Origin of the sequence: Methylobacterium guangdongense, from assembly GCF_038442355.1 — a bacterium.
GTDB lineage: Bacteria > Pseudomonadota > Alphaproteobacteria > Rhizobiales > Beijerinckiaceae > Methylobacterium > Methylobacterium guangdongense.
Genome location: NZ_JBBXMX010000003.1, coordinates 316598 through 342596, shown reverse-complemented (window position 1 = coordinate 342596; position 25999 = coordinate 316598). Strand labels below are relative to the sequence as shown.

The 25999-nt window shown below is 68.3% G+C and carries 24 protein-coding genes; 10 read left to right on the top strand and 14 right to left on the bottom strand.

Annotation, left to right across the window (positions count from 1 at the left end; genetic code table 11):
• Positions 1-27: 27 nt before the first annotated feature.
• A complete protein-coding gene (locus AAHG09_RS08680) occupies positions 28-1275 on the bottom strand; it encodes a deoxyguanosinetriphosphate triphosphohydrolase (protein WP_342106665.1) in 1248 nt (415 codons plus the stop codon).
• Positions 1276-1429: 154 nt separating this feature from the next.
• Between AAHG09_RS08680 and AAHG09_RS08675 the strand changes: the two genes are divergently transcribed.
• Positions 1430-1756, top strand: coding sequence for a HesB/IscA family protein (locus tag AAHG09_RS08675; protein ID WP_243997868.1), 327 nt, complete (start codon positions 1430-1432; stop codon positions 1754-1756).
• Between the two features lie 152 nt (positions 1757-1908).
• On the top strand, positions 1909-3840 hold the full coding sequence (locus AAHG09_RS08670; protein ID WP_342106664.1) for a hypothetical protein: 1932 nt from the start codon (positions 1909-1911) through the stop codon (positions 3838-3840).
• 12 nt (positions 3841-3852) lie between these two features.
• Here AAHG09_RS08670 and AAHG09_RS08665 read toward each other — a convergent pair whose 3' ends face one another.
• From AAHG09_RS08665 to AAHG09_RS08655, 3 genes are read right to left on the bottom strand one after another with little or no spacing between them, the layout of a single operon-like run.
• Positions 3853-4587: an ABC transporter ATP-binding protein gene (locus tag AAHG09_RS08665; RefSeq protein ID WP_342106663.1), complete on the bottom strand. Its 735-nt coding sequence runs from the start codon at positions 4585-4587 to the stop codon at positions 3853-3855.
• A complete protein-coding gene (locus AAHG09_RS08660) occupies positions 4568-5305 on the bottom strand; it encodes an ABC transporter permease (protein WP_342106662.1) in 738 nt (245 codons plus the stop codon). Before AAHG09_RS08660 ends, AAHG09_RS08665 begins: the two co-directional genes overlap by 20 nt.
• A gap of 51 nt (positions 5306-5356) precedes the next feature.
• Positions 5357-6343 (bottom strand): ABC transporter substrate-binding protein, encoded by a 987-nt coding sequence (locus AAHG09_RS08655; RefSeq protein ID WP_342106661.1) that lies wholly within the window; start codon positions 6341-6343, stop codon positions 5357-5359.
• A 183-nt stretch (positions 6344-6526) separates the two neighbouring features.
• Between AAHG09_RS08655 and AAHG09_RS08650 the strand changes: the two genes are divergently transcribed.
• The gene (locus AAHG09_RS08650) at positions 6527-6904 is read left to right on the top strand and encodes a 4a-hydroxytetrahydrobiopterin dehydratase (RefSeq protein ID WP_342106660.1); all 378 of its coding nucleotides are present in this window, start codon (positions 6527-6529) and stop codon (positions 6902-6904) included.
• Positions 6905-6910: 6 nt separating this feature from the next.
• On the opposite strand, the gene AAHG09_RS08645 is transcribed toward AAHG09_RS08650, so the two are convergent.
• The 4 genes from AAHG09_RS08645 to AAHG09_RS08630 form a co-directional block, all read right to left on the bottom strand.
• Positions 6911-7132, bottom strand: coding sequence for a hypothetical protein (locus AAHG09_RS08645; protein ID WP_342106659.1), 222 nt, complete (start codon positions 7130-7132; stop codon positions 6911-6913).
• A gap of 114 nt (positions 7133-7246) precedes the next feature.
• The gene (locus AAHG09_RS08640) at positions 7247-10306 is read right to left on the bottom strand and encodes an efflux RND transporter permease subunit (protein WP_342106658.1); all 3060 of its coding nucleotides are present in this window, start codon (positions 10304-10306) and stop codon (positions 7247-7249) included.
• A gap of 21 nt (positions 10307-10327) precedes the next feature.
• Positions 10328-11419: an efflux RND transporter periplasmic adaptor subunit gene (locus AAHG09_RS08635; protein ID WP_342106657.1), complete on the bottom strand. Its 1092-nt coding sequence runs from the start codon at positions 11417-11419 to the stop codon at positions 10328-10330.
• Positions 11416-12519, bottom strand: a complete 1104-nt coding sequence (locus tag AAHG09_RS08630; protein ID WP_342106826.1) for an efflux RND transporter periplasmic adaptor subunit — start codon at positions 12517-12519, stop codon at positions 11416-11418. Before AAHG09_RS08630 ends, AAHG09_RS08635 begins: the two co-directional genes overlap by 4 nt.
• 97 nt (positions 12520-12616) lie before the next feature.
• Here AAHG09_RS08630 and AAHG09_RS08625 point away from each other — a divergent pair, with 97 nt between their 5' ends.
• Entirely contained in the window at positions 12617-13180 is a 564-nt protein-coding gene (locus AAHG09_RS08625; RefSeq protein ID WP_342106656.1) for a TetR/AcrR family transcriptional regulator, read from the top strand.
• Positions 13181-13188: 8 nt separating this feature from the next.
• Here the strand turns inward: AAHG09_RS08625 and AAHG09_RS08620 are convergent, their stop codons facing one another.
• The 3 genes from AAHG09_RS08620 to AAHG09_RS08610 are packed head-to-tail and all read right to left on the bottom strand — an operon-like array spanning position 13189 to position 16582.
• Complete coding sequence (locus AAHG09_RS08620; protein ID WP_342106655.1) at positions 13189-14253, bottom strand: response regulator; 1065 nt, start codon at positions 14251-14253, stop codon at positions 13189-13191.
• The gene (locus AAHG09_RS08615) at positions 14250-14663 is read right to left on the bottom strand and encodes a response regulator (protein ID WP_342106825.1); all 414 of its coding nucleotides are present in this window, start codon (positions 14661-14663) and stop codon (positions 14250-14252) included. Before AAHG09_RS08615 ends, AAHG09_RS08620 begins: the two co-directional genes overlap by 4 nt.
• A gap of 35 nt (positions 14664-14698) precedes the next feature.
• Positions 14699-16582 (bottom strand): MHYT domain-containing protein, encoded by a 1884-nt coding sequence (locus tag AAHG09_RS08610; RefSeq protein ID WP_342106654.1) that lies wholly within the window; start codon positions 16580-16582, stop codon positions 14699-14701.
• A gap of 442 nt (positions 16583-17024) precedes the next feature.
• Here AAHG09_RS08610 and AAHG09_RS08605 point away from each other — a divergent pair, with 442 nt between their 5' ends.
• Positions 17025-17726 carry a hypothetical protein gene (locus AAHG09_RS08605; RefSeq protein WP_342106653.1) on the top strand — a complete coding sequence of 234 codons (702 nt, stop codon included), beginning with the start codon at positions 17025-17027 and terminating at the stop codon, positions 17724-17726.
• Positions 17727-17733: 7 nt separating this feature from the next.
• On the opposite strand, the gene AAHG09_RS08600 is transcribed toward AAHG09_RS08605, so the two are convergent.
• Positions 17734-18018: a hypothetical protein gene (locus AAHG09_RS08600; RefSeq protein WP_342106652.1), complete on the bottom strand. Its 285-nt coding sequence runs from the start codon at positions 18016-18018 to the stop codon at positions 17734-17736.
• Positions 18019-18457: 439 nt separating this feature from the next.
• Here AAHG09_RS08600 and frc point away from each other — a divergent pair, with 439 nt between their 5' ends.
• Both frc and AAHG09_RS08590 read left to right on the top strand, forming a co-directional pair.
• Entirely contained in the window at positions 18458-19735 is a 1278-nt protein-coding gene (gene frc, locus AAHG09_RS08595; RefSeq protein WP_342106651.1) for a formyl-CoA transferase, read from the top strand.
• Between the two features lie 142 nt (positions 19736-19877).
• Positions 19878-20810, top strand: coding sequence for a methionyl-tRNA formyltransferase (locus AAHG09_RS08590; protein WP_342106649.1), 933 nt, complete (start codon positions 19878-19880; stop codon positions 20808-20810).
• 274 nt (positions 20811-21084) lie between these two features.
• Here AAHG09_RS08590 and AAHG09_RS08585 read toward each other — a convergent pair whose 3' ends face one another.
• Positions 21085-21747, bottom strand: a complete 663-nt coding sequence (locus tag AAHG09_RS08585) for a class II aldolase/adducin family protein (RefSeq protein ID WP_342106648.1) — start codon at positions 21745-21747, stop codon at positions 21085-21087.
• A gap of 88 nt (positions 21748-21835) precedes the next feature.
• Complete coding sequence (gene oxlT, locus AAHG09_RS08580; protein WP_342106647.1) at positions 21836-23113, bottom strand: oxalate/formate MFS antiporter; 1278 nt, start codon at positions 23111-23113, stop codon at positions 21836-21838.
• 474 nt (positions 23114-23587) lie between these two features.
• On the opposite strand from oxlT, the gene AAHG09_RS08575 reads away from it, so the two are divergent.
• The 3 genes from AAHG09_RS08575 to AAHG09_RS08565 all read left to right on the top strand — a co-directional run bounded on the left by AAHG09_RS08575 (position 23588) and on the right by AAHG09_RS08565 (position 25932).
• Positions 23588-24280, top strand: a complete 693-nt coding sequence (locus AAHG09_RS08575; protein WP_342106646.1) for a GntR family transcriptional regulator — start codon at positions 23588-23590, stop codon at positions 24278-24280.
• 315 nt (positions 24281-24595) lie between these two features.
• Complete coding sequence (locus tag AAHG09_RS08570) at positions 24596-24748, top strand: hypothetical protein (RefSeq protein WP_342106645.1); 153 nt, start codon at positions 24596-24598, stop codon at positions 24746-24748.
• Between the two features lie 104 nt (positions 24749-24852).
• Positions 24853-25932 carry an HD-GYP domain-containing protein gene (locus AAHG09_RS08565; RefSeq protein ID WP_342106644.1) on the top strand — a complete coding sequence of 360 codons (1080 nt, stop codon included), beginning with the start codon at positions 24853-24855 and terminating at the stop codon, positions 25930-25932.
• Positions 25933-25999 lie beyond the last annotated feature (67 nt).

Sequence of the window (25999 nt, the reverse complement as noted above, 5' to 3'; positions counted from 1 at the left end):
TGGCCGCCCGGCCGCGTCCCGGTGCGCTCAGGGCTCGGCCAGAGGCAAGCCCCGGCTCGGCAACTCCCAGTGCAGATCCGGCGTGACGGCGTAGAGCTTGCGATGGGCCAGCACCGCGTAGGTATCGGTCATGCCGGCGATGTAGTCGGCGGCCCGGCGGGCGATCCGTGCCGTCGAAGCGCCGTCGAGGCCGGCGCTCCACTCCTCGGGCATGCGCGACGGGTCCGCCGTGAAGGCGGTGAACAGGTCGCGGACGATGGCGTCGGCCTTCTTGCGCACCGCCACGACGCCCGGATGCCGGTACATCCGCCCCCACAGGAAGCGCATGATGTCGGCGTCGGCGGCCAGGATCTCCGGCGAGAACGCGATGACCGGATGAGGCGCCCCGCGGATATCGTCGACGCTGCGCGGGTCCAGAGCGGCGATCCGGCGGCCCCCCTCGCGGATCACGTCCTCCACGAAGCGCGTGATCACGCGCCGCGCCAGCTCGTGGATCTTGCGCGAGGGCTCCAGGCCCGGGTGAAGCCGGTCGATCTCGTCCAGCAGTCCGGCCAGGAACGGAACGTCGCGCAGCTCGGGGATCTCGAACAGCCCGGCGCGCAGGCCGTCATCCAAATCATGGGCCGCATACGCGATATCGTCGGCCAGCGAGGCCGCCTGCGCCTCCGGACCGGCCTGGCTCCACAGATCGAGCGGGTTCAGCGTGTCGTATTCCAGAATCGCGGCGGGGATGCCCCGCTCGGCGTAGCGCGGCGTGGGCCGGCCTTCCGCGTCGACCAGCGGACCGTTGTGCTTGACCAGCCCCTCCAGGGTCTCCCAGGCCAGGTTGAGCCCGTCGAACCCGGCGTAGCGCCGCTCGAGGCGCGTCACGATCCGCAGCGCCTGCGCGTTGTGGTCGAAGCCGCCATGGGCGGCCATGCAGGCATCCAGCGCGTCCTCGCCGGTATGGCCGAAGCAGGTGTGGCCGAGGTCGTGGCTCAGCGCCAAGGCCTCCGCGAGGTCCTCGTCGAGTCCCAGCGCCCGCGCCAGCGCCCGGCCGATCTGGCTGACCTCCAGGGTGTGGGTCAGCCGCGTCCGGTAATGGTCGCCCTCGTGATGCACGAAGACCTGCGTCTTGTGCTTCAGCCGACGGAACGCCGTCGAGTGGATGATGCGGTCCCGGTCGCGCTGGAAGTCGCTGCGGGTCGGTGAGCCGGCCTCGGGGATGAGGCGACCCCGGGTCCGGGCCGGATCGGTGGCGTAGGGCGCGCGCCAGCGCTCGCCGTTAGGCCGCACGGGGTCCGTCCATTGTCGCACGCATACGGGTCATGACCGCTCCTCATCCCGCGCGTTGCGGCGCGGGCCCAGGATCCATATCTTGTCGGTCATGACGCCCGGGACAACAGTCCGGCGGCGGCGTCCACCGAACGAATGCGTGGCCTTGAGACCGATGGCTGACATCACCCTGACCGACCGCGCGGCCAAGCGCATCAACGAGATCATGGTTGCGGAGCCCGCCGGCTCGTCGCTGCGGATCAGCGTCAACGGCGGCGGCTGCTCGGGCTTCTCCTACGCCTTCGACATCGTCCGGAGCCGCGAGGCGCAGGACGTCGCGATCGAGCGCGACGGCGCCACCGTGGTGGTCGACCCGGTCTCGCTGGAATACATGAGCGGCTCGACCATTGATTTCGTGAACGACCTGATCGGCCAGTCTTTCAAGATCGAGAATCCGCTCGCCACGGCCTCCTGCGGCTGCGGCACGTCGTTCTCGCTTTAAGCGAAGCCCGTCCTTCGTCTCATGCGTCGGCCGTTGCCGGCTTACGACACCCGTCCGGGCGTGGACGTGTGGCATGGCGGGCGTGATTGCCTCGCCCGACAAAACGCGGCAGGCCTACCGGATCGCGTGAACGCTCTGGTCCGGACCCTGTCATGATCTCTCCGAAGGCCCGATCCCGCCTCCGGTCGACCCTGGCGGCGGCCAAGATGGCGGCGTTGCTCGGGCTGGTCACCCTCCCTATGCCGCTCGCCGCGCAGGAGGGCGCAGCCGCCGTTCAGGACGTGACGGTCACCGACGTGGTCCTGCCGCTGGGCGGCACGCTGCTCAAGGCGCCGAAGCTGACGGCGAGCGGGACGCGGCTCTCGAAGGACGACCTCGCCGCGATCCTGCGCCCGGATTCGGCGGTCCCGTGGAGCGAGCGGCTGGCCCGGCTCGATGCCGGCAGCCTCACGGTCCCCTTCCTGACTTCCGAGAGCGCCGGGCCGGGCGAGAATCGCCAGACCGTGACCTATCGCGACGTCATCGCCCGGGATGTGCGGGCCGGACGGGTTGGCGAGCTGACGGCCGCAGGCGCGACCGTCAGCGCGGTCTCGGGCCCGAACCGCGGCTCGGGGACCTACGGGCAGGTGCGGGCGACGGATCTCGACCTCGCGGCGCTCAGCCGCCTCTACACCGTGCCCGGAGACGGCAAGGGGCCGGTCCAGCGGGTCTATGGGACGATCCAGGTCTCCGACGTAACCTACGCGGATGCGCGCGGCACGACCGTGAAAATCGCCGGCCTGAACGGGCATGACCTCGGCGGCCGGCAGATCCCGGATGGCTGGAACGGAGCCTTCGCCATCGTGGCCGGCGGATTCCAGGAGGGAAGCGATCGCCGCGCCGTCGCGGCCGCCGCGGCGGACCTGATCGACGCGACGACCATCGGAAGCCTGGAGCTGCAGGGGCTCAGCGTCAGCGATGCCGATCCGAAGGGGCCTCTGCTGTTCGAGATCCAGCGGGTCGCCTACGCGTCCACCGGGCCGGAGGCCGGTACCCGGCTGGAAAAGCTGTCCTTGTCGCGGGGCGACGTGCGCACGCAGCTCGGTCGCCTGACCCTGACCGGCGCATCGCTCGCCCCCACGGTCGCGGCCCTGCAGGGCATCGCCGCGGAGCCGGCGGCCGGGAGCGGCTTCTCCGACGCCGAGATGCGCCGCCTCACGCCGCAGATCGGCAACCTGACCCTGACCGATCTGACCGTCACGCTCCCGCCGGAGGCCGTTTCCGAACGCCCGCCCGCCCGCGAGGGTCGCGCTCCGGTCCGCGGGGTGACTCCCGAGACGGTGCGGCCGGGTGCCGCCAAGCCCGCCGATCCGAAGGCGGCCGAGCCCAGGACCGGCGACCCCCTCGCGGTCACAATCACGCCGCCGCCGGAACGGCGGGTCGCCCTGCGGGAGGCTTCCCTCACCTTTGGTCCGCCCAGCGACGGCGTGCCGAGCAGCAGCCGCCTCACGCTGTCGGGCCTGAGCCTGCCGGCCGATCTTCTGGCCGGGCAGCCGATCGTCGGAATGCTCCCCGCCTATGGCTATCGCACCGTCGACCTCGACGTGGTGGCAGACGCGGCCGCCGACGCGAAGGCGCGCGATCTGACCGTGCGCAACATTACGATCTCGGGTCGCGACATCGGCACCGTCCGCCTGTCCGGAACGATGGGCGGGATCGGACCGGAGCTTCTGTCCGGCACTCTCCCGGCCGCAACGCTGCTCATGTTCACCGGCAGCGCGAAGAGCCTCGATCTCACGGTGGAGAATGCCGGCCTGTTCGAGCGCTTCCTGTCCGCCCAGGCGAAGGATCTCAGCCTGAAGCCGGATGAGCTGCGCAAGGAATACGTCACCGCGAGCCTGCTCGGTGTCCCGATCATCCTCGGCAACGGCCCTGCCGCCAAGGCGATCGGCGCCGCGATGGGCCAATTCGTGATGAAGCCCGGTAAGCTCGTGCTGCACGCCAAGTCAAAGGAACCCGCCGGGATCGGTTTCATCGACCTCGGCGCGGCGCGCTCGCCGGCCCTCGTGCTCGATCGGCTGGATGTCGACGCCAAGGCGAATTGAGGCGCGCACCCCCTAAAGCGCGATGATCTCCGGGTGGCGCGCCGCGAGCGTCGCCCGGGTCGCCTCCGCCCAGGCCCGGTCGCGGGCGTGGCGCGGCCGGTCCAGCGGCACATCGGCGATCAGGCTCGCCGGACGGCGCGAGACGAGGAGCAGGCGGTCCGCGATCCCGATCGCCTCGGCGACGTTGTGGGTGACCATCAGGACGCTCATGCCGGCGCGATCGACCGTATCGACGACGAGGCCGCGCAACTCGGCGGCGGCGGCATCGTCGAGGGAGACGAAGGGCTCGTCGAGCACCAGCACACGCGGCCCGTCGGCCAGCGCCCGGGCCAGCGCCACGCGCCGCTGCATGCCCAGCGAGAGCGCCTTCGGATAGCTCTGGCGCCACGGGGTCAGCCCAAGCCGCGCGAACAGAGCGTTGAGGTCCCGACCCCGCCGCGCCCGGGGCAGGCCCAGCCGCACGTTGTGCTCGACGCTGCGCCAGGGCAGCAACCGCGGCTCCTGGAACACGATGCCGGCCTGCTCGGCCCCGGCGACGCGGCCCTCGAAGGCGATGTCGAGCCCCAGGAGGATGCGCAGCGTCGTGGTCTTGCCGGCGCCCGAGGGGCCGATCAGGCAGACGATCTCGCCCGCCGCGATGTCGAAGGCGAGGTTGCGGACCGCCTCAACGGGTTCGGCCCGGGGGGGACGATACCATTTCGAGTCGATCGCGACCTGCAGGACGGGTTCAGCGCCAGCGGCGGACATAGGCTTCGAGCCGCTGCAAGAGGAGGACATCGATGCCGATCATCACGGCCATGAAGACGAGGCTGTAGCCGATGATCGCGGCCACATCGGTGCTCTGGACGAAGTAGTAGTTGATCGCAAAGCCGACACCGTCCGGCCGGCCGAGCAACTCGACGACGAGGACGATCTTCCAGGCGAGCGACAGCCCCGAGCGCGCCGCGGTCACCATGTAGGGCTGGAGCTGCGGGACCAGGACGTCGCGGGCCCAGGTCCAGCGATCGAGCCGGTAGGCGCGGGCCATCTCGTCGAGGCCGGGATCGAGGTTGCGGGCGCCCTCGCGCACGATCACCGCGACGTTGGGCAGCTTGTTGAGCACCACCGCCAGGATGGCGGCCGTCTCGGTCAGCCCGACCCAGACATAGGCCAGGACCGTGATCACCAGGGCCGGCGTGTTGAGGAGCACGAGGAGCGGCGTGTCGAGGGTCAGGTCGGCGGCCTTCGAGCGGCCGAGGGCCACGCCAAGGGCGACGCCGAGCACCATCGCGATGGCGAAGGAGATCGCCACCCGCAGCAGGGTGATGCCGACATTGTGGGCGAGATCGCCGCGCGCCGCCTCCTGCATGATGAAGCTCAGCACCGCGAGCGGCGCCGGCAGCAGGCGTGAATGCGCTTCAAGCGCGGCCGCCTGCCACGCGCCGATGAGCACCGCCAGGGACGCGATCCGGGTCAGCGCGCCCATGCGAATCCGGCGATCCCGCGATGCTCCATCAATCCCCGGGGGGCGGAGGCCTCAGCCATTGCGGCTGTTGTCGTAATAGAGATCGGGCGGCAGGCTGCTGCCCTTGCCGACGAGCCGCGAACCGCCGAGCCGCGCCATCACGGCGTAGAGCTTTTCCGCGTCGGCGCGCTCCTCCGCCACGGGGCGGCGCGGGATCCCGGCCAGAAAATCGCGCTTCAGCGCCTCGAACGTCGCCGCGTCCTCTGCAGCCATCAGCGGGCGCACGATCTCCCAGGCGGATGGGTCCTGGGCCAGCATGTCCTTGGCGGCGCGGGATGCGCGGTAGAAGCCCGCGACCGCCTCCGGCTTCTCCTTCACGGTGGCGTCCTGGAAAAGATAGCCGATCAGCGCCACGTCCCCGGGGACTCCGAGGGCGTGCATGATGTCCTCGGCCCCGATGAGGCGGCGGAATTTCTTGGCTTCGAGCCGCGCGCAGTAGGTCCAATAGGTGAGCGCCGCGTCGAGCGCGCCCTGCTCCAGCTTCAGGGTGATGAGCGGCGGTGCGCCGTAGGCGATCTCGGCGGCGCGCTCCAGATCGATGCCGGCGACATCCTTGGCCTGCGCCTTGAGGAGCAGCCAGTTCTTGTCCAGGGGGCCGCCGGCCACGCCGAAGCGCTTGCCGTCGAGATCGTTCAGGCTCTTGATCGGGCTGTCGGCCGGCACCATCACGGCGCCCTCCGAGGTGGAATACGGGATGAAGCGGACCGCCTGCCCGTCATTGCCGAGGCGCGCCGCCCAGAGCAGATCGCCGACGATCGTGTCGACCTGCCCGCCGATGAAGCTGATCCGCGCGGCGTCGTTCCCGGCGAGCTTGACGGCGTCGAGCTCGAAGCCGTTGGCCGTATCCAGGCCGCGGGCCTTGATCACCGCAGCCTCCCAGGTCGAGGTGCCGAAGGGCAGGCTCCCGAGGCGGACGACCGGCGTGTCGGCGGCCCGCGCCGCCCGAAGGCCGAGGCCGCCCAGCAGGCCCCCGGCGAGCATCGCGCGCCGTGACAGCATCACGCCTTCTCCCATCGTCTTTTGCAGTCTTCAGGCGTGGCAGACTGGAGTGCGGACTTATGCCGGCGCCATTGGAAAATGGTCATAGGGCTCGTACGCCGTCGCGTCCACCGTGCGGCCCGGGCTTGCGCCGGGAGCGGCGCGGCGGCACCCTGACCCGGGGATCGATTGGGGAGGCAGGATATGAGCGAGCGGCGTGAGGGCGTGCTGGACGACGCGACCGTGGAGGCGCGGCTGAAGGCGGAACTGCCGGCGTGGCGGCTCGAGGACGGGTGGATCCGCCGCACCTACAAGACGTCGAGCTGGAAGAGCACGCTCATGGTAATCAACACCGTGGGCCACCTCGCCGAGGCCGCATGGCACCATCCCGACCTGACGGCTTCCTATGCCTGGGTCGAGGTGCGGCTGATGAACCACGCCGCCAAGGGCATCACCGACAAGGACTTCGCCCTCGCGAAGAAGATCGAGGAGGTCGTGTCCTGGCAGCCCGGCCTGGAGGGCCAGGGGCTCGAAGGTACCCCGACCGATCCGCGCTTCGCCTACATCAAGTACGAGAAGTAGCGGCCGTCACTGCGGCTCCTTCACCCGGCGGCACTCGGTCTTGAGGTAGGCGCTCTTGCCGATCTCGTCGCGGCGCTCGGTGCGGGCGATGATCTCCTGCCAGCCGGTGGCGCAGCCGAGTTCGTTGGCGACGCGGACCTTGCGGACTTCAAGGGCTTGGTCGTCCGTGCAGGCTTCCTGGGCCAAGCCGTTGGCGCAGACCAGGACCACGGCGATGAACGCGTTCATGCGGATCGGACTCCTCGTTCGATCCGACCCTATGCGCGGCGCGACGATTGGTTGCCGATCAGCTCGTCCGAGCTTGCGAAAACGCGTTCACGTTAAGCGGCGACCGAGGTCCCGCTAGGCCGCACCGGCCGGGGTCCCGGTCGTCGGTCGGATGCGATAGCAGCCGACATAGAGGGCGGGCAGGAACAGCAGCGTCAGGATCGTCGCGGCCAGGATGCCGCCGATCATCGCGTAGGCCATCGGCCCCCAGAACACCTCGCGGGCGATCGGGATCAGGCCGAGGCTCGCCGCCGCCGCCGTCAGCAGGATCGGCCGCATCCGGTGATGGGTCGCCTCATACACGGCGTCCCACGGCGCCATGCCCTCGTCGCGGAACTCCTCGATCTGGCTCACCAGGATCACGGCGTTGCGGATGATGATGCCGATCAGGGCCAAGATCCCCAGGATGGCAACGAAGCCCATCGGCTTGTCGAACAGCAGCAGCGCCGGCACCACGCCGATCAGGCCGAGGGGCGCCACGGTGAAGACGAGCAGCATGCGCCCGACGCTCTGGAGCTGGACCATCAGCAGCAGGGCCATCGTGAGCAGCATCACCGGCACGACCGCCGCGATCGGCCCCTGCCCCTTGGCGGATTCCTCGACGGCGCCGCCGGTCGCGAGGGTGTAGCCCTCCGGCAGCGTCTTGATGAAGGCATCGATGCCGGGCTGGAGGTTGGCCACGATGGTGGCGGGCTGCGTCGTATCGCGAATCGTGGCGCGCACCGTCACGGTGGGCAGCCGATCCCGGCGCCAGACGATCGGCTGTTCGAGGTCGTATCCGACCCGTGCGAAGGCGAGGAGCGGCACGACCGATCCGTTGGACAGCCCGACCTGCAGCGATTGCAGGGTGTCGAGCGAGGAGCGCTCGGCCGCGCGCGCCCGGCCGACGACATTCACGAGGTAGATCGAGTCGCGCACCTGTGTGATCGATTGCCCGCCCTCGATGCCGTTGAGGATGCCGGCGACATCCTGGCTCGATACGCCGAGCTGCCGCGCCTTGTCCTGCAGGATTTCGATCCGCAGGACCTTGCCGGGCTCGTTCCAGTCGAAGGTCGGCACGTCGAGGCGGGTGTCCGTGGCGACCACGTTGGCGAGGTCGAGGGCGAGGCGGCGTACCGTCTCCATGTCGGGGCCGCTGAGGCGGTACTGGACCGGCCGTCCCACGGGCGGCCCGAGGCTCAAGGGCTGCACCAGCACGTCGGTGCCGACAAAGTCGCGCCGGGCCATGTCCTGAAGGCGGACCATCACGCGGTCGCGGACCTCGAGCGACTTCGTGACGATCACGATCTGCCCGAAGAACGCGTTCGACAATTGCTGATCGAGGGGCAGGTAGAAGCGCACCGCCCCCTGCCCGACATAGGACGACCAGCTCGTCACGTCGGCATCGTCCTTCAACGTCGCCTCGAATCGGTCCATCTGCGCCTTCGTCTCGGCGATCGTGGCGTTCTGCGGCAGGGTCAGATCGACCAGCACCTCGGAGCGGTCGGAGGACGGGAAGAACTGCTGCTGCACGTGTCCCATGCCGACGATGGCGAGTGCCATCACGGCGAGGCAGAGGACGACCGTGGTCCAGTGCCAACGCATCGCGACGCGCAAGGCCGCCGCGAACAGACGCGTGAACAGCCCATCCTTCTCGCTGTGGTGCTTCATGGTCTTGGGCAGCAGCGTCACGCCGATGAGCGGCGCGAACAGGACCGCGACCACCCAGGACACCAGCAGCGAGGCGGCCAGCACCACGAACAGCGAGTAGGTGTACTCGCCCGCCCCCGAGCCGTTGAAGCCGATCGGCAGGAAGCCCGCCACCGTGACCAGCGTCCCGGTCAGCATCGGGAAGGCCGTGGAGGTGTAGGCGAAGGTCGCGGCCTTCCGGAGCGTGTCGCCCCTCTCCAGCCGCGCCACCATCATCTCGACGGTGATCATGGCGTCGTCGACCAGGAGGCCGAGCGCGATGATCAGCGCGCCGAGCGAGATGCGCTGCAGCGTCACGTCCATGATCTGCATGACCACGAACACGATCGCCAGGACCAAGGGGATCGAGACCGAGACCACGAGCCCGGCCCGCACCCCGAGGCTCACGAAGCTCACCGCCAGCACGATGACGATCGCCTCGACCAGGGCCTCGGTGAAGCCGCCGACCGCGTGCTCGACCTGTTTGGGCTGGTCCGACACGAGGTGGACGCCAACGCCGACCGGGAGCTTGGCCTCGATCAGCCGCATCCGCTCCTTCAGCGCCTCGCCGAAATGGAGCAGGTTGGCGCCGGGCCGCATGGCGATGGCGAGCCCGATCGCGGGCTTGCCGTCCACCCGGAACAGGGCGGTGGGCGGATCCTCGTAGCCGCGGCTGATCTCGGCGATGTCGGCGAGGCGGAAGAAGCGATCGTTCACCCGCAGATTAAAATCCCGGAGAGCGGCCTCCGACGCGAAGGAGCCGCTGACCCGGAGTGAAATCCGCTCGGGGCCGGCCTGGACCACGCCGGAGGCCGACACCGCGTTCTGCGCCTGGAGCGCCTTGATCAGGGCCGAGAAGTCGATGCCGTAGCCCGCGAGCTTTCGGGTGGAAAAATCGAGGAAGATCGTCTCGGCCTGGGTGCCGATCAGCTGCGTCTTGCCGATATCGGGGACGCGCAGCACCTCGGTGCGCACGCCCTCCACGTAGTCGCGCAGCTGCCGGTAGGTCAGGCCGTCCGCCGTGAAGGCGTAGATGTTGCCGTAGACGTCGCCGAATTCGTCGTTGAAGAACGGCCCCTGCACGCCCTCGGGGAACTGCCCCTTGATGTCGCCCAGGCGCTTGCGGACCTGATAGAAGGCCGGCTGGATCTCGTTCTTCTTCAGCGTGTCGCGGAACTGCACGAACACCGTGGATGCACCCGGCGTGGTGTAGCTGCGGACGTAATCCAGTCCGTTGAGCTGCTGCAGCTCCTTCTCGACCCGGTCGGTGACCTGATCGAGGGTCTCCTTGATGGTGGCGCCCGGCCACGTGGTCTGCACCACCATGGTCTTGATGGTGAAGGGCGGATCCTCCTCGCGGCCGAGGCGGCTATAGGCCATCACACCCGCGATGAGCGCGACCGCCATCAGGAACCAGACGAACGAGCGGTGCCCGAGCGCCCAATCGGAGAGATTGAAGCTTTTCACGCGATACCCCGTGCCGCCCGATCAGACGGCGTCGTCCGTCAGCCGCACCGGCTGGCCGTCCTTGAGCGAGTGGACGCCCGCGACCACCACCCGGTCGCCGGCCTGCAAGCCGTCGAGCACGGCGATGCGACCCCGATCCGCCGGATCGCGCACCGCCGCCACCGTCACGTCGCGCCGCGTCACCGACTTGCCGTCCGGCGTCACCACCCAGACGGCGTGCCGGCCGCTTTCCTCCAGCACCGCCGAGGGTGGCAGCAGGAAACGGCGGCGGACCTTGCTGGCGAGCGCCACGTCGATGGTCGCGCCCAATCGGAAGGCGGGGCCGGGATCGTCCAGCGTGATGCGGATCCGCCTGGAACGCGTGCCGGCTTCTGCGAGCGGCGCGATCTCCCGCACCCGTCCGGTCGTGGTCAGTTCGGGCGCGCTCTGGAGAGCGACGGTGAACCGGCCGTCCGGCGGCAGGGCGCCGGCAAAGGCCTCCGGGATATCGACCACGGCTTCGCGCACGTCCGGCCGCGCCACCGTGACCACACCCTGTCCGGCGCTCAGAACCTGTCCGATCTCGGCGAGGCGCTGCGTAACCACGCCGTCGAACTCGGCCTTGAGCTCGGTATAGCCCATCTGGTCCCGGGCCTTCTGCAGGCTCGCCATCGCCTGATCGACCCGGGCCCGCGCGGTGTCGCGCCGGGCGACCGCCTGATCGAGGGTGGCCTGCGAGACGCTGTTGCCGGACATGAGCCGGCGCGTCCGCGCCTCGGCGGCCTCCGCGTTCTCGGCCTGGGCGCGGGCGTCGGCGAGGTCGGCCTCGGCGCGGGTCAGGTCGAAGCGGCTGACGATGGTGTCGAGGGCGGCCAGGCGCTGACCCTTCTTGACGATGTCGCCGACCGTGACGTCGCGCGCTACCATCCGGCCGGGGATCTGGAAGCCGAGCTGGGCTTGGTAGCGGGGCTCGATCGTCCCCGCGAAGGGGCCGAGGGTGATCGTGTCGTTCGGCTGGGCGACCTGGGTCAGCACGGGCCGGACGGGAACCTCGGCCTTGGCCGTATCGCCGTGATCGGTGCAGCCGCCCAGCACGACGAGGGCCCCGACCACGAGGATGGTGCGCGCGCTCATCGCTGTCCTGCGATCTCTATGGCAGCCACGCTCTGACCCGGCCGCAGGAACTGGATGCCGGCCACCACCACGCGTTCGCCCGGCTCGACGCCGCGCTTCAACGCGATGATATCCGGACCGTAGCGGTCGATCTCGACGGCGCGGACCAAGACCGTCCGCTTCGCCGGATCGTAGACCCACACGGCGGGACGGCCGTCGTAGCGATAGAGCGCCGACCAGGGCAGCACGACCGACTCGCGCGGGGCGAACCGTCCGCGCCCGACCACGACGGCGCCGAGTCCCATGGCGGGCGGCGTCGCCCCGAGCCCGATCTTGACCCGCACCGTCCCGCTCTTGGCGTCGACGGTCGGAGAGACCTCACGCACCGTTCCGGTCGCCGTCACGGTCGGATCGGATTGCAGCGCCACCGCGACCGTGCCGTCGGCCAGCTGCTGGGCGAGGAGCGATTCGTAGACGTTGAACACCGCGTCCCGCGGCCCGTCCTGCGCCAGCACCAGAACGGTCTGGCCCGATTGCACCACCTGCCCGACCTCGAAACTGCGGCTGGTGACGATCCCGGCGACGCCGGCACGCAGCTCGGTGTACGAGAACTGCTCCTGCGCGGTGCCGAGGGCGGCCCGCGCCGAGTCGACCGCCGCCTGGGTCGTGCGCAGCTCCTGCTCGGCATTGTCGTAGGTCGAGCGCGTCGTGAAGCCGCCGGCCAGGAGCTGCTTCTGACGCTCGAACGCCATCTTGGCCTGCGTCAGCAGCGCCTCGGCCGAGGCGAGGGCCGCCTTGGCGTTATCCAGATTTGCCTGCTGGGTCAGAGGCTCCAGCACGGCCAGAACCTGATCGGCCTCGACATGATCGCCGACCTCGACCCGCCGCTCCGCGACTTTGCCGTTCGTGCGGAACGCCACGTTGACCTGCGCCTGAGGCTGGATATCGCCGGTCAGCACCGCCTCGGAAGTGATCGGCGTGCGGTGGGCCTCGACGATCCGGACGCGCGCCTGCGACTGATCGGCGTTGGTTGCGGGCTGCGCCTGGGCGGACCCAACGGCGCCGAACGCGCTTATCGCAAGGAGGAGCCGGATGGCGGCGCCGTCGATGAAGAGGGTCATGCAGTCGACCACCCGGGCCGGGCTCGTGAACACGCTGTGGCGTGTTCCTAGTCGATTCGTTACATACCGTCCAGTCGGTTTTTAAGACAGGTGGCAGATGCAGGGTAAGCGCAAGCGACTGGCGGACCGACCGGAGATCATCCTCGACGCGGCAGCCTCAGTCCTCCTGAAGGGCGGTGCGCGGGCGCTGACCATCGACGCCGTCGCGGCCGAGGCCGGCTTGAGCAAGGGCGGCGTCCTGCATCACTACGCCTCGAAGGACGCGCTGATCGCCGCGCTGGTCGCCCGGGAACTGGCCCAACTCCGGGAGGAGATCGCCGCCTGCGCGGTCGAGATCCCGCCCGGACCGTCGCAACTCCCGAAAGCCATGGTCGCGCATGTACGCGGGCATTACTGCGCGGACGATGAATCGTCCCGCGCGCTGCTTCTGGCGTCGCTCGATTCGTCGGAGGCGTTGAAGGATTACCGGGCGTTCGTGGCCGATCAGCTCGGCCGCCTCAGTCGGATCGAGGGCCCGTGTCCGGGCGAGGGATCCGTGCTGTTCTTCGCGATCCTGGGGCTGTTCATCGGGCGGGCGCTGGGTTTTCACCAGCTTGGGGAAGCGGAGCTCCAGCCGATGCTCGCCGCCCTGGAGCGCATCGCCGCCCGGGCGGACGGCTGAATCGTGATCTACGCGCGGAACGCCAGCACCGCTCGGGTGCCGTTCGTGCCCGGAACATAGGACAGCGCAGACCGCAGATTCGTCGCCATGGCGCGCACGATGCGGGACCCGAGGCCGGTGCCGCGGATCGCCCCCTCCCCGGTCCAGCCGATCCCGTCATCCTCGACCGCGAGACGCACCATGTCGGTGCCGTCCCGGTCCACCGCGACCCGGATCTCGCCGGACGTGCCCGGTGGGTAGGCGTACTTGTACGCGTTGGTCACGAGCTCGGTCACCACGACGCCGACCGAGACCGCCTTGTCGGGGGTGAGATGCACCGGCTCGGCGTAGAGCCGGATCGCGTGGTCCCGCCCGCTCGCCCGCATGGCGGCCTGCAATTCCTCGATCAGGCTGCCGAGATAGGCGTCCAGCGCGACGGACTCGACGTCGTCGGAGGTGTAGAGCCGGCGGTGGATGCCGGCGATCGCCGAGATGCGCGCCTGCATCTCGTCGAGCGCCGCCTTGGCGGCCGGGTCGGTCACGGCGTTGCGCTGCATGTGCGCCAGGGCCGCTACCAGGGCCAGGGAATTGGCGACGCGGTGGTTCACCTCGCGCAGCAGCAGCTCGGCCCGGTCCCGGGCCTCGCGCATCTCGGCCTCGGCCCGCTCCTTATCGCGGCGCAAAGCCTCCTGCCGGAGCGCGGTGTCGACGGCCTCGCCGAGCAACTCGCGGAACTGGCCCTGCACGTCCTTCCAGACGTAATCGACCGCGCCGGCCTTCAGGGCGGCCACGGCGACGCGCGAATCCTCCGAGCCGGTGACGTAGATCACCGGCGGCGCGTGCGGCAGTGCCCGGATCTCCGGCAGCAGGTCGAGGCCCGTCTGGCCGGGCATGTGATGGTCGAGTGCCACCGCGTCGATCCCGCCCCGTGCCAGCCGAGCCAGCCCCTCGGTGCCGCCGGCGCACAGCTCCACCGTGTAGCCGCGCGCCTCCAGCGAGCGTTGGACCAGACGGCCGAGGCCCGGATCGTCGTCGATGTAGAGGATCCGCGCCGCCGGAGTGGCGCCGTCCGCGCCGGCCTGCTCCGCGCTCATGGGTTCTGGGGAACCTCCATGACGGAGAAGAACAGCCCGAGCTGGCGGATCGCGTTGGCGAAGCCCTCGTAGTTCACCGGCTTCGTGATGTAGACGTTCGCGCCGAGATCGTAGCAGCGCTGGATCTCGCGGCTGTCGTCGGTCGTGGTGAGCACCACCACCGGGGAGCGCCGCGTGTGCGGGTTGGCCTTCACCTTTTCGAGGATGTCGAGCCCGGTCATGTCGGGCAGGTTGAGATCCAGCAGGATCAGAAGATGGCGTCGGGCGCTGGCCTCGCCGGAGCCGTCCGGACCGAGCAGATAGGTGAGCGCCGAGGTCCCGTCCTGGAACGGCACGATGTCGTTGTTGACGCCGGCGCGCCGGATGTTGCGCTCGATGAGCCGGGCGTGTCCCTCGTCGTCCTCGATCATCACGATGCTGACGGGATGCACGGGTCGCTCCACGCTCAAGCGGCGGCAAGCGGCGCCGGTTCAGGGTCCTGGCGGACAGCTGTAGACGCGCCGCGCGGCAAGGTCACGTCGAAGGTCGTGCCCTCGCCAAGTTGCGAACGCATCTCGATCCGGCCTCCGAAGCTCCGCACCAGCGCCTTCACATGGGCGAGGCCGATGCCTTCGCCGGGCCGATCCTGCGTCCCGGACCGCCGGAACAGCTCGAACACCCGGGCGTGATCCCGCTCGGCGATGCCCCGGCCGTTGTCGCTGACCGAGAAGCAGATGCCCCGCGGTCCGGCCGAACGGGCCGTGACGGCAATTTGCCCGGGCCGGGACGGATCGAGATACTTGATGGCGTTGTCGATCAGGTTGCTGAAAATCTGCTCGATGGCGAGGCGGTCGGCCACGATCGCGGGCAGGTCGGGCGCGATGGTCACGATGGCGCGCGCCGCCTCGGCCTGGTGCCGATGGGCATCCGCAAGGCTCTGGAGCAGGGCCGTCATATCGAGACGTTCCGGCCGGAACTGACGCCGTCCCTCGCGGGACAGCTTCAGGATCGCGGCGATCAGACCCTCCATGCGGTTCACGGCGGCCTTGATGAAGCCCAGCGCTTCATTGAAATCCGCGTCGATCCGCTCCGCCTGCGGGTGCCCGCCGAGCGCCGCCCGCATGTCGAGGCGCGTCGCCTCCAGCTCGCTGGTGAAGCCCATGACGTTGACGAGCGGCGCCCGCAGGTCGTGGCTGACGATGTAGGCGTAGCGCTGGATTTCCTCGTTGGACTCTCGCAGCTCGGCTTCGGCCTCCCGCTGCTCGGTGATGTCCGTGTGCACGCCGACCCATTCGCGGATATCGCCCCGCTCGTTCAGCACCGGGATGGCGCGGATCGCGAAATGGCGCCACAGGCCGTCGACCGTGCGCACCCGGTGCTCGTGGATGAAGGTGCGTCGGTGCCGGACGGTCTCGTTCCAGGCATCGACCGTCGCCTGGGCATCCTCCGGGTGGACCACCTTGGCCCAGCCATAGCCTTGATAGTCCTCGAAGGCCTGCCCGGTCATGGCGCTCCAGCCGGGTTGCTCGCCGATCATCCGACCTGTCGCATCGTTGGTCCAGAGTACGCCGCGGACCGCCTGAACCGCGGCCCGGAACCGCGCCTCGCTGGCCAGGAGGTCGCGCTGGACCTGCTGCTGATCCAGGGACGAGCCCAGCATCGCCAGGAACAGGATGAAGAACGTCGCCCCGGCGACGTAGAGCGCGAGGTTCTGCTGCCCCGGCGCCAGCATGGCGATATGGGCATGGGGGGCGCCCTCGATCTCCGCCGTGAAGGTCGCCGCCGCCATCCCGGTGTAGTGCATTCCGGCGACGGCGAGCCCCATGATCCCGGCGGCGATCAGCTTCCGCCCGACGCCGTGATCCCGGAAGGCGAGCCAGAGGGCGGCGGTCGCCGCGCTGATGGCGATCGCGACCGAGACTGCAACGATGGTCGGATCGTAGGCGAGATCGCCCGGAACCTGCAGCGCCGCCATGCCGGTATAGTGCATCGCCGCCACGCCGAGCCCCATGAGCGGCCCGGCCACGAGGATCGCCGTCGCGCCCTCGCCCCTGTAGGCGACCCAGGTGAAGGCCAGCCCGGTCACCGCCACGGCGATGAGGAGCGAGAGCGCGGTCAAGCCGATGTCGTAGGCGGCGGCCATGCCCATGTCGAAGGCCAGCATGCCCACGAAGTGCATCGACCAGATGCCGCCGCCCATCGCCAGTGCCGACCCCGCGACCCACGGCCAGCGGGAGCCGGAAGACGGCCTGCGGATGCGCGCCCCGAGGTCGAGGGCCGTGTAGGATGCAAAGACCGCGAGGCCGATCGACAGGGCGACGAGCGCCGGGTTGTAGCCCGTATGGATCATGGGTGAATCGACGCGTCGCGAATACTAGTTCCGGTGTAATGCGCGCCGGCGATGCGCGCCACAAGCTCGCGTGCGGCTGGATTCCTCAGCGACCGGTCGCGAGTCTTCCGCCCGTCTCGGGGGTCGGCGAGACCGTGGATTTGCCTGTCCGTCATGTCATGAAACGCTGTATTCGCCCTAAGCAGGCGTTCGGACCTTCATATACCTGACGCATCGTATCGAAGGTTTAGTCAGGTATTCCGGATGCAGCGCACGGTCGAGTCGAATGGCCAGGTTTCATACAAAACCCGGTGCAATCACGGATGGACGTCGCGACGCCTGCGTGCATGGGCAAAAGCATAACGCAGCGAACAAAAATTTACGTCCGCAAGCCTTCGATGGCCTCTTCCGGCGGTCGCCCGCGTTGTAGGTTGTGTCCATCGTCCATCGCGAATGCGGGTCCATGAACGAACACGCCACGGCTTCGTTTCCGGACGATCTGCGCAGCGCCCTCGCGCGCACCCTGTATGCCTGCGATCGGAGCGACCAGCCCGATCTTCCCGCCTGGGACGACACGACCCTCGATGCGGAGCATCCGGGCTTGCGCGAGCGCTACCTCCGCCGCGTCGATGCCCTGACGGCGGGGCCCCTGGCCCCGGTGCTGGCGGATGCGGCCGAGCGACCGGCCTCCGACGAGGAATTGCGCGTGCTCCGACGGCAGCGGATGGCACCGGACCGCGAGCGGGAATTGCTGGCGGCCAACAACCGGTTGCTCGACCGGGCGGAAATGGCCGAGGCCGCGCAGCAGGCGGCCGAGGCGGCGCTTGCCCGGATGCAGCGCGAGCGGGACGTGGCGCGGGAGTCTGAGAGTTTCTGGCAGCATTTCGCGTTTGACGCGGACGATCTGGCGACCCAGCGGCTGATCGAGCAGACCGAGGCCCGGGCCGCGGCGGAGCGGGAGGCGATCCGCGAGCGCTGCCGACGGGAGCGCGCCGAGAGCGCCCTGCGCCTGTTCGCCGACCGGGCCGACGTCATGCCGAAGGAGGGCTGGGCCTCGGAGTTGACCAAGGCCAATCGCGATATCCCGCTCTGGTGGTTCCACGCGGCGCGGGTGGCCCTCACCCCGCCGGAGACGCCGGGCGGCCCGGGCGAGGACGCGACCTGAGTTGGAGCTAAGCTGCCGCCGGCCGATCCGCAGCCGCCGCCGACTCGCGGAACAGGGCCGTGCAGCCGGATCCGCGATGCATGCTCAGGATCGATGCGCGATCGATCTCCGGATGGGCCTTGAGCACTTTCTGCACGCAACCCAGGACGCGCTCGTATTGAGCGGCATCGAAATTGGGCTCCAGCGGACTCACGGCGATATAGGTCTCCACCACGAGCACGCGCTCGGCCCTGTCGCGGGCGACATCGACCGCGATCCAGGAGGATTTGATCAAGCTGGTGCTGGCGAGCATGGGCGTCCCTCCTTCAGCGTTGTGTCCCTCGGCTGACCGGCCGGCCGCCGATTTTGGCGAAATCATGAACCGCATTCGCTTGGATGCCAAGGGGCGACGGCCGGCGACCGGAATTTCATGCACCGCAACGCGTTGAGCGCGACCCGCGGACAGCTTACGGTGCGTAACCCGCCACCCAGCCATCCGCCAAAAGGACTCTCGCGTCGAATGGATGGCATGTGGTATACAGACGATCGGACCCTGACCGAGGTCCGCATGACGGTTTCGCAAGACGACGGGACCGCGCTTTGGGAGGGAGTGCAGACATGACGTGTTCGAGGATGGGACCGAACCGGTCCGTACGCTGGCGCCGCGCCCAGCGGCCCTAGGCGATCCGCCCACCGTCTACCCGAGCCGACTTCCGCACTCCCAACGACCGACCCCAACTCCGAGATCGATCATGAGCAAGGCCCTCGAAGGCGTCCGCATCCTGGACTTCACCCACGTGCAATCCGGCCCGACCTGCACGCAGCTCCTCGCGTGGTTCGGTGCCGACGTCATCAAGGTGGAGCGGCCCGGGGCCGGCGACGCCACGCGCCAGCAGCTTCAGGACATTCCGGATGTGGACAGCCTCTATTTCACGATGCTGAACCACAACAAGCGCTCGATCACCCTCGATTCGAAGAACCCGAAGGGCAAGGAGGTGCTCTGGCGCCTTATCAAGGAGTGTGACGTCCTGGTCGAGAACTTCGCCCCCGGCGCCCTCGCCCGGATGGGCTTGACCTGGGAGAAGATCCACGAGGTCAACCCGCGGATGATCCTGGCCTCGGTCAAGGGCTTCGGGCCCGGCCGCTACGAGGATTGCAAGGTCTACGAGAACGTCGCGCAATGCGCGGGCGGCTCGGCCTCGACCACCGGTTTCCGCGACGGCATCCCGATGGTGACGGGCGCGCAGATCGGCGATTCCGGCACCGGGCTGCATCTGGCGCTCGGCATCGTCACCGCCCTGTTCCATCGCACCCACAGCGGCCTCGGCCAGAAGGTCGACTGCGCCATGCAGGACGGCGTGCTGAACCTGTGCCGGGTGAAGCTGCGCGATCAGCAGCGCCTGGAGCATGGGCCGCTCAAGGAATACAGCCAGTTCGGCGAGGGCATCCCGTTCGGCGAGGCGACCCCGCGGGCGGGCAACGATTCGGGCGGCGGTCAGCCCGGCCGTATCCTGCGCTGCAAGGGCTGGGAGCAGGATCCGAACGCCTACATCTACGTCATCACCCAGGCGGCGGTCTGGGAGCCGATCTGCGACATCATCGGCGAGCCCGACTGGAAGACCGATCCGAACTACGCCACCCCGAAGGCCCGCCTGCCCCACCTCAACGAGATCTTCACGCGCATCGAGGCGTGGACGATGAAGGTGTCGAAGTTCGAGGCGATGGACACGCTCAACAAGCACGACATCCCCTGCGGCCCGATCCTGTCGATGAAGGAGATCGCCGAGGACGAGGCCCTGCGGAAGACCGGCACCATCGTGGAGGTCGATCATCCGACCCGCGGCAAGTATCTGACGGTCGGAAACCCCATCAAGCTGTCGGCGAGCCCGAGCGAGGTGGAGCGGTCGCCGCTGCTCGGCGAGCACACGGAGGAGATCCTCCGCAGCGTGCTCGGCTATTCCGAGGCGGAGGTCGGCGAGATCGCAAGCTCGGGGGCGATCGGGGCGATCCAGAAGATCGCGGCCGAGTGAGCTGATACGCGGGCGGTTCGCCGCCCGCGGCCAAACGAAGAGATCGGCGGCGATGTCAGTGCCCGACGGAACGGGCTTTGGCGTCCCGCTGTTCCCCAGCCCTGCCCCTCAGCGCGGGCGGGACGAGGCTTTCGGAGATCGCATGCGCATCGCCTTCATCGGTCAGCAGGATTTCGGGAAGGCCGTCCTGGAGGCGTTCCTTCAGCGGGGCGACACGGTGGCGGGCGTGTTCTGCGCGCCTGAGAAGCCCGGCGCCAAGCCGGATGTCCTGAAGACCGCGGCGGAGGAGAAGGGGCTTCCGGTCTTCCAGTTCCCGAGCCTGAAGAGCCCCGAGGCCGAGGAGGCCATGCGCGGACTCGACGCCGATATCGGCATCATGGCCTACGTCCTGCAATTCGCGCCGCAGAGCTTCGTGACGATCCCGAAGCACGGCACGATCCAGTATCATCCGAGCCTGCTGCCCCGGTATCGCGGGCCGTCCTCGATCAACTGGCCGATCGCCCGGGGCGAACAGCAAACCGGCCTCACGATCTTCCGGCCGACCGACGGCCTCGACGAGGGCCCGGTCATCCTTCAGAAGACCTGCACGATCGGTCCGACCGCGACGCTCGGCGAGATCTACTTCGACAATCTCTTCCCGATGGGCGTCGACGCGATGCTGGAGGCGGCCGACCTCGTCGTCGCCGGCCAGCATGTGGAGATCGATCAGGACGAGGATGCCGCGACCTACGAGGGCTGGTTCCGCGCCGCGGAGGCCGAAATCCGCTGGTCGGCCCATGCGGAGCAAATCTACAACCTGATCCGCGCGGCGAATCCCGCCCCCGGGGCCTGGACGACCCGGGATGGCCAGAAGCTGCAGATCTTCGATTCCTGCCTGCATCCGGTCCGGCGCCTCGGCGACGTGAAGGGCAAGCCGGGCGAGGTGATCGCCATCGACGACGACGGATTCAGCGTCTGCGCCCAGGGCGGTCGGATCGAGATCCAGAAGGTGAAGGCCGAGGGTGGCAAGAAGGTGTCCGCCGCCGATTATGCCCGGGAGACCGGGCTCGCCGTCGGGCAATTCCTCGGCCGTTAGAGCCACGCCCCATCGCGTTGCCGTACGTCCACGGCACGAGACCAGGAAGGCTACGGGCGGTGGTCCAGTCCACCCCCTTATCCTGATGTGCCGGAGCGTAGCGCAGGCCTCGACGGAGCCCTCCAGAAGCCTCTGCGATCCCTGGAATCCTCCTTCGAGGTCCGCTGACGCGGTCACCTCAGGACGAGGTTGAGAAGTGGGATGAGCTTCGATTGCTTCCCACGCGGCGCGGTCGTGTCCCGTGGCGGAGCAATCTTAGAATCAGCCAAGCATTCTATTGGGGTTCGCCGTCGGCGGCATTCAGCCCGTAACCGCGGAAGCGCTCCACGGTCGAGCCGATCTCGTGATCGGACAACACGGTGGGCGTGCCCACTTGGAGCGCCACGGCGTATTGGTGGCAGAGCGTCTCCAGCTCGACGGCGAGCCACAGCGCCTTCTCCAGGCTCGCCCCGGCGGCGATCATGCCGTGGTTGGCCAGCAGGCAGACGTTGCGATCGGTGAGCGCCGCCAGGGCCAGCTCCGAGAGTTCGGCGGTCCCGTAGGGCGCGTAGGGCGCACAGCGCACGCTCGGTCCGCCGAAGGCCGCGATCATGTAGTGGACCGCCGGGATCTCCTGCCGGCACAGGGCAAAGGCGGTGCAGTAGACCGGGTGTGCGTGGACGACCGCGCCGCAATCCGAGCGGGACGCGAGGATGTCCCGGTGGAAGCGCCATTCCGACGAGGGCTTCTGATCCGGCGGGTGGGTGCCGTCGAGCCCCAGGGGCACGACATCCTCGGGCCGCATCCGGGCGGTGGGCAGGCCCGAGGGCGTGATCAGCAGACCACCGCGAAACCGCACCGAGACGTTGCCCGAGGTTCCGCGGTTCAGGCCCTGCGCGTCGAGTTCCCGCGCCGCCGCAACGACGCTCCCACGCGCGATGCGCTCGTCCCTGTCCATGCCCGGTCTCCGCAAACTTTACGGTCCGGGTATGCGCAAAAGCCCGGCGCCGTAAAGCGCCGGGCTCGTTGCGTGCGTGCGGATGGGCCTACTGGGCGAGCGCCGGGGCGAGGCTCGCCTCAGGCTTCTTGGTGTAGGCCGCCCGCATCGGCTTCAGGACGAACAGCGCCAGCAGGGCTGCGAAGATGTTGAGGGCCGCCGCCGCCAGGAACACCGCGTGCCAGCTTCCGGTCATCGTGGTCAGCACGCTGGTGTAGGGCACGATCAGCGCCGCCGTCCCCTTGGCGGTGTAGAGCAGGCCGGCATTCGTCGCCGCGTATTTCGAGCCGAACGTGTCACCGCAGGTCGCCGGGAACAGGGAGTAGATCTCGCCCCAGGCGAAGAACACGAGGCCGGTCAGCAGCACGAAGGCGATCGGGTTGTGGCCGAGCTGGCTCAGGGCATAGATCCCGAGCCCTTCGATCGCGAACGAGATGAACATCGTGTTCTCGCGGCCGATATGGTCCGAAACCCAGCCGAAGAACGGACGCGTCACGCCGTTGAGCACGCGGTCGAGGGTCGCCGCGAAGGTCAGAGCCGGCAGGGTGATGCCCAGCAGCGAGACCGGCACGTCGGCGATCTTGAAGTCCTTGGCGATGGGGCCGAGCTGCGCGGTGGCCATCAGGCCGCCCGCGGCCATCATCACGAACATCGCGTACATCACCCAGAAGATCGGGGTGCGGACCATCTCGGCGGGCTTGTAGTCACGCTTCGACTGGCTGACCCGCGCCACCACGGGAACCTGACCCTTGGCGGGGGAGCGCAGGAACAGGGCGATCAGCATCACGATGACGCCCTGCCCGATGCCGAAGTAGAAGAACGCCGCCTCGTAGCCCTGCGACTTGATCATCGCCTGGATCGGCACGACGGTAAGCGCCGAGCCCGCGCCGAAGCCCATCGCGGTGATGCCGGCGGCAAGGCCGCGGCGATCCGGGAACCACTTCAGGGAGTTGCCCACGCAGGTACCGTAGACCGCCCCGGCCCCGGTCCCGCCGATCGCGGCGGCCACGTAGAGCATGGTGAGCGACTCGGCGTACGAGTTCATCACCCAGGCGATGCCGCAGAGCAGGCCGCCGAACAGGGTGACGATGCGCGGGCCGTACTTGTCGACGAACCAGCCCTCGATCGGCACCAGCCACGTCTCGGTGACGACGAACAGCGTGAACGCCACTTGGATCGCGGCGCGATCCCAGCCGTGACGCTCCTGCATCGGGTTCACGAAGAAAGTCCAGCCGTACTGCATGTTGGCGATCATGCACATGCAGATCACGCCGAAGGTGAGTTGCAGCCACCGGCCGCTTCCCATCGGTTTGCCGATCTCGGACATACGCTTCCCTCCTCGCAGATTATATTTTTGCTGTCTGGTTTGAGCGGTCTGTATGCCCTGCCCGCTCACGATGTGGCAGAACAAAGCGACTCTCTTACTCCAAAAAATTCTTGAACCTTGATCAAACGAGTTCTTCCGCGACGAAGAATCTCGTTGCACTGCACCTGCGACTACATTGGTCGACGGTATGCCAGAGGGATGGTGCTTATATCGCGATCTTGTGTCAATCGAACCTGCAAAAAAATACAGGATCACCGCCTGGGATTAAGCGATCTGGGTCGCACGTAAGGGGCGTGCTCGCAGTGCGCCCGGGCGTTCGGACCTATCGACGGCACCGTCGCACGGTCTCGTCACGGGTCTGTGGGACCCTGTCGCTGTCGACTAGGATCTTCATAAGGTTTGGGTTAGTCCGCTTGTAAGCGCACGACTGAGAATGCGTGCGGTACATCATGCATGTGAGCCGCCGGACCAGGGATGTCGAACTCCGAACCGCTGAGCGTCAAGCCGATCGTTGCCAGTTCAAGTCTCCGGACCTTGGCGTACGAAGCGTTGAAGACGGCCATCACCAATATGGACATCTACGGACGTCCGGACGAGGTCAGGCTCGACGAGCGCAAGCTCTCGCAGGATCTCGGCGTCAGCCGCACACCCGTTCGTGAGGCGCTGACAGTCCTCGAGCAGGAAGGGTTCGTCCGCTCCGAAGCGCGGCGCGGCGTCTTCGTCATCAAGAAGAACAAGCGCGAGATCGTCAGCATGATCCACGCCTGGACGGCGCTGGAGAGCATGGCGGCGCGGCTCGCCTGCACGCGTGCCACCGACGCGCAGCTGCGATCGCTGCGCGAGTCGTTCCCGGAATTCTACGAGGGCCAACCGTCCGAACATATCGACGAATATTCGGACGCTAATATTCGCTTCCACCAGCGAATCATCGCGCTGGGTCATTGCGAGGCGATCGCGGACCTCACCAGCAACCTGCTCATGCATGTCCGCGGGATCCGTAGCACGGCCCTTCGTCAGGGGGACCGCGCCGAACACTCGATCCGCGAGCATGTCGCCATCATCGCGGCCCTCGAAGCGCGGGATGCCGATCTGGCGGAGCGTCTGGTGCGCGAGCACGGCCTGGGCTTGGCCCATCACGTCGACACCTACGGCGATTACCTCGACTGATCGCTCGGCGCAGCGTTGAGCCGGTTCGCGGGGCGCCATACGGCGGCGCGATGCACGCTGGCGTCACGCGCGAGCGATCGCCGATTCTGCCGTTTCCGGTGCGCGCACCTTTTTGACGCAGTGCAGCACAAAAGTGATCTCCGCACTGACCATACCTGTGTCGCATGCATTTTAACGCCAATTTGGCCCGTGATTGCGGTCTGAGCGGCGCGATATGCATCCTTCACATGCTCGGTATTCCGTATCTGGCATACCATGTTGCAGAGCGTCATGCCATTTATGGCGTCGCAATATGAGCTGTCTCGGAGTTTACCCATGATCGCCAGCTTCCTCTTCATCTTCGTCGCGTTCGCCCTCTGCCAGGCCGCGCTGACCATCAAGTTCGCCGACTTCCTGAGCCCGAACGACCGCGCTGAGAACGCCACGACCGGCGCTGGCCGCCCGATCGGAACCGCTAAGCTCGCCTGATCGACCGTTTGCAGACTCGATGACGACTGCGTAGGGTTAACGCTTTCCTCGCAACTTCCCGTTAGGGTCAACGCAGAGTTGACCCAATGGGCGAGGGAGCAACCGTGCTGGCTCTCGGTTCTGCATCGCGATACGCGAACCAGCCTTACGTTCTGCTGGTCTCAGACCGGCCATCGGAGCGCGCCGCCCTGGAACGGGCGATCGCTCTGGTCATGGATTGCCGCGCCCTTGCCCCTGAAGCGGCACTCCCCGCGGCCCGCCCGCATCTCATCATCCTCGACGTGCCGCCGCACCGAGCGCTCGCGCTCGACCAGACACTCGGCGCTTCGAAATCGGCTGTGCCGCGTCTTGTCCTCGCGCGGGGCGAGCCGGCGCCCCTGACCGGCGCGCATCTGCGCCAGCTACCGGCCACGACGCCGCGCCAGATCGTGCTGGCGAACGCCTTCGCGATGATCGAGGAGGCGACGCGTTCGGCCGAGACGCGCAAGCGCCGGCTCGGCGAGCAGGTGACGGGGGCGACCGCGATCGTCTCCGACTTGTTCGACAGCGCCGCACTCGGCGCCGGGCTGCAGCCCGCCGACGTCGATCGGGGCACCGAGATGGTGCTGGACGCGGTGTCCGAGGTCGGCATCGGCGCATGGCTCGAAGCGGTCTGGCGCTACGATATCGGGGTCTATCAGCACACGTTGGGGGTTGCCGGCCATGCGGCGACCTTCGGGTCCCAGATCGGCCTGGGTCGCAGTGATCTCAACCGCCTCGTGCGCGCCGCGCTGCTGCACGATATCGGCAAGTCGCGAATCCCGGTCGAGATCCTGAACAAGCCGGGGCCGCTCAATCCCGAAGAATTTCGTTTGATGCAGCGGCATCCGGAGATCGGCGCCGTCCTGCTGGAGGCACAGGGCGACTTCGAGCCCGTGGTGATCGATGTCGTGCGCCATCATCACGAGCGGATCGATGGGAAGGGCTATCCGGACCGGCTCGCCGGAACCGCCATCAGCGACCTCGTGCGGATCATCAGTATCTGCGACGTGTTCTCGGCCCTGACCGAGCGGCGGACCTACCGCCAGCCCGCCAGCGGCCCCGAGGCGCTGGCGATCATGGTCGAAGCGCAGGGGCATTTGGATCCTGATCTCCTGCGGGCGTTCGCGCCGGTCATGCTCGGGAGCAACGCCCTCGCCGCCTGAGCGCGTGGCGGCGGAGCCACGCCCCGCACAAACCGGCCGCGTCGGTCCGCCCTTGCCGCGCTTTCGC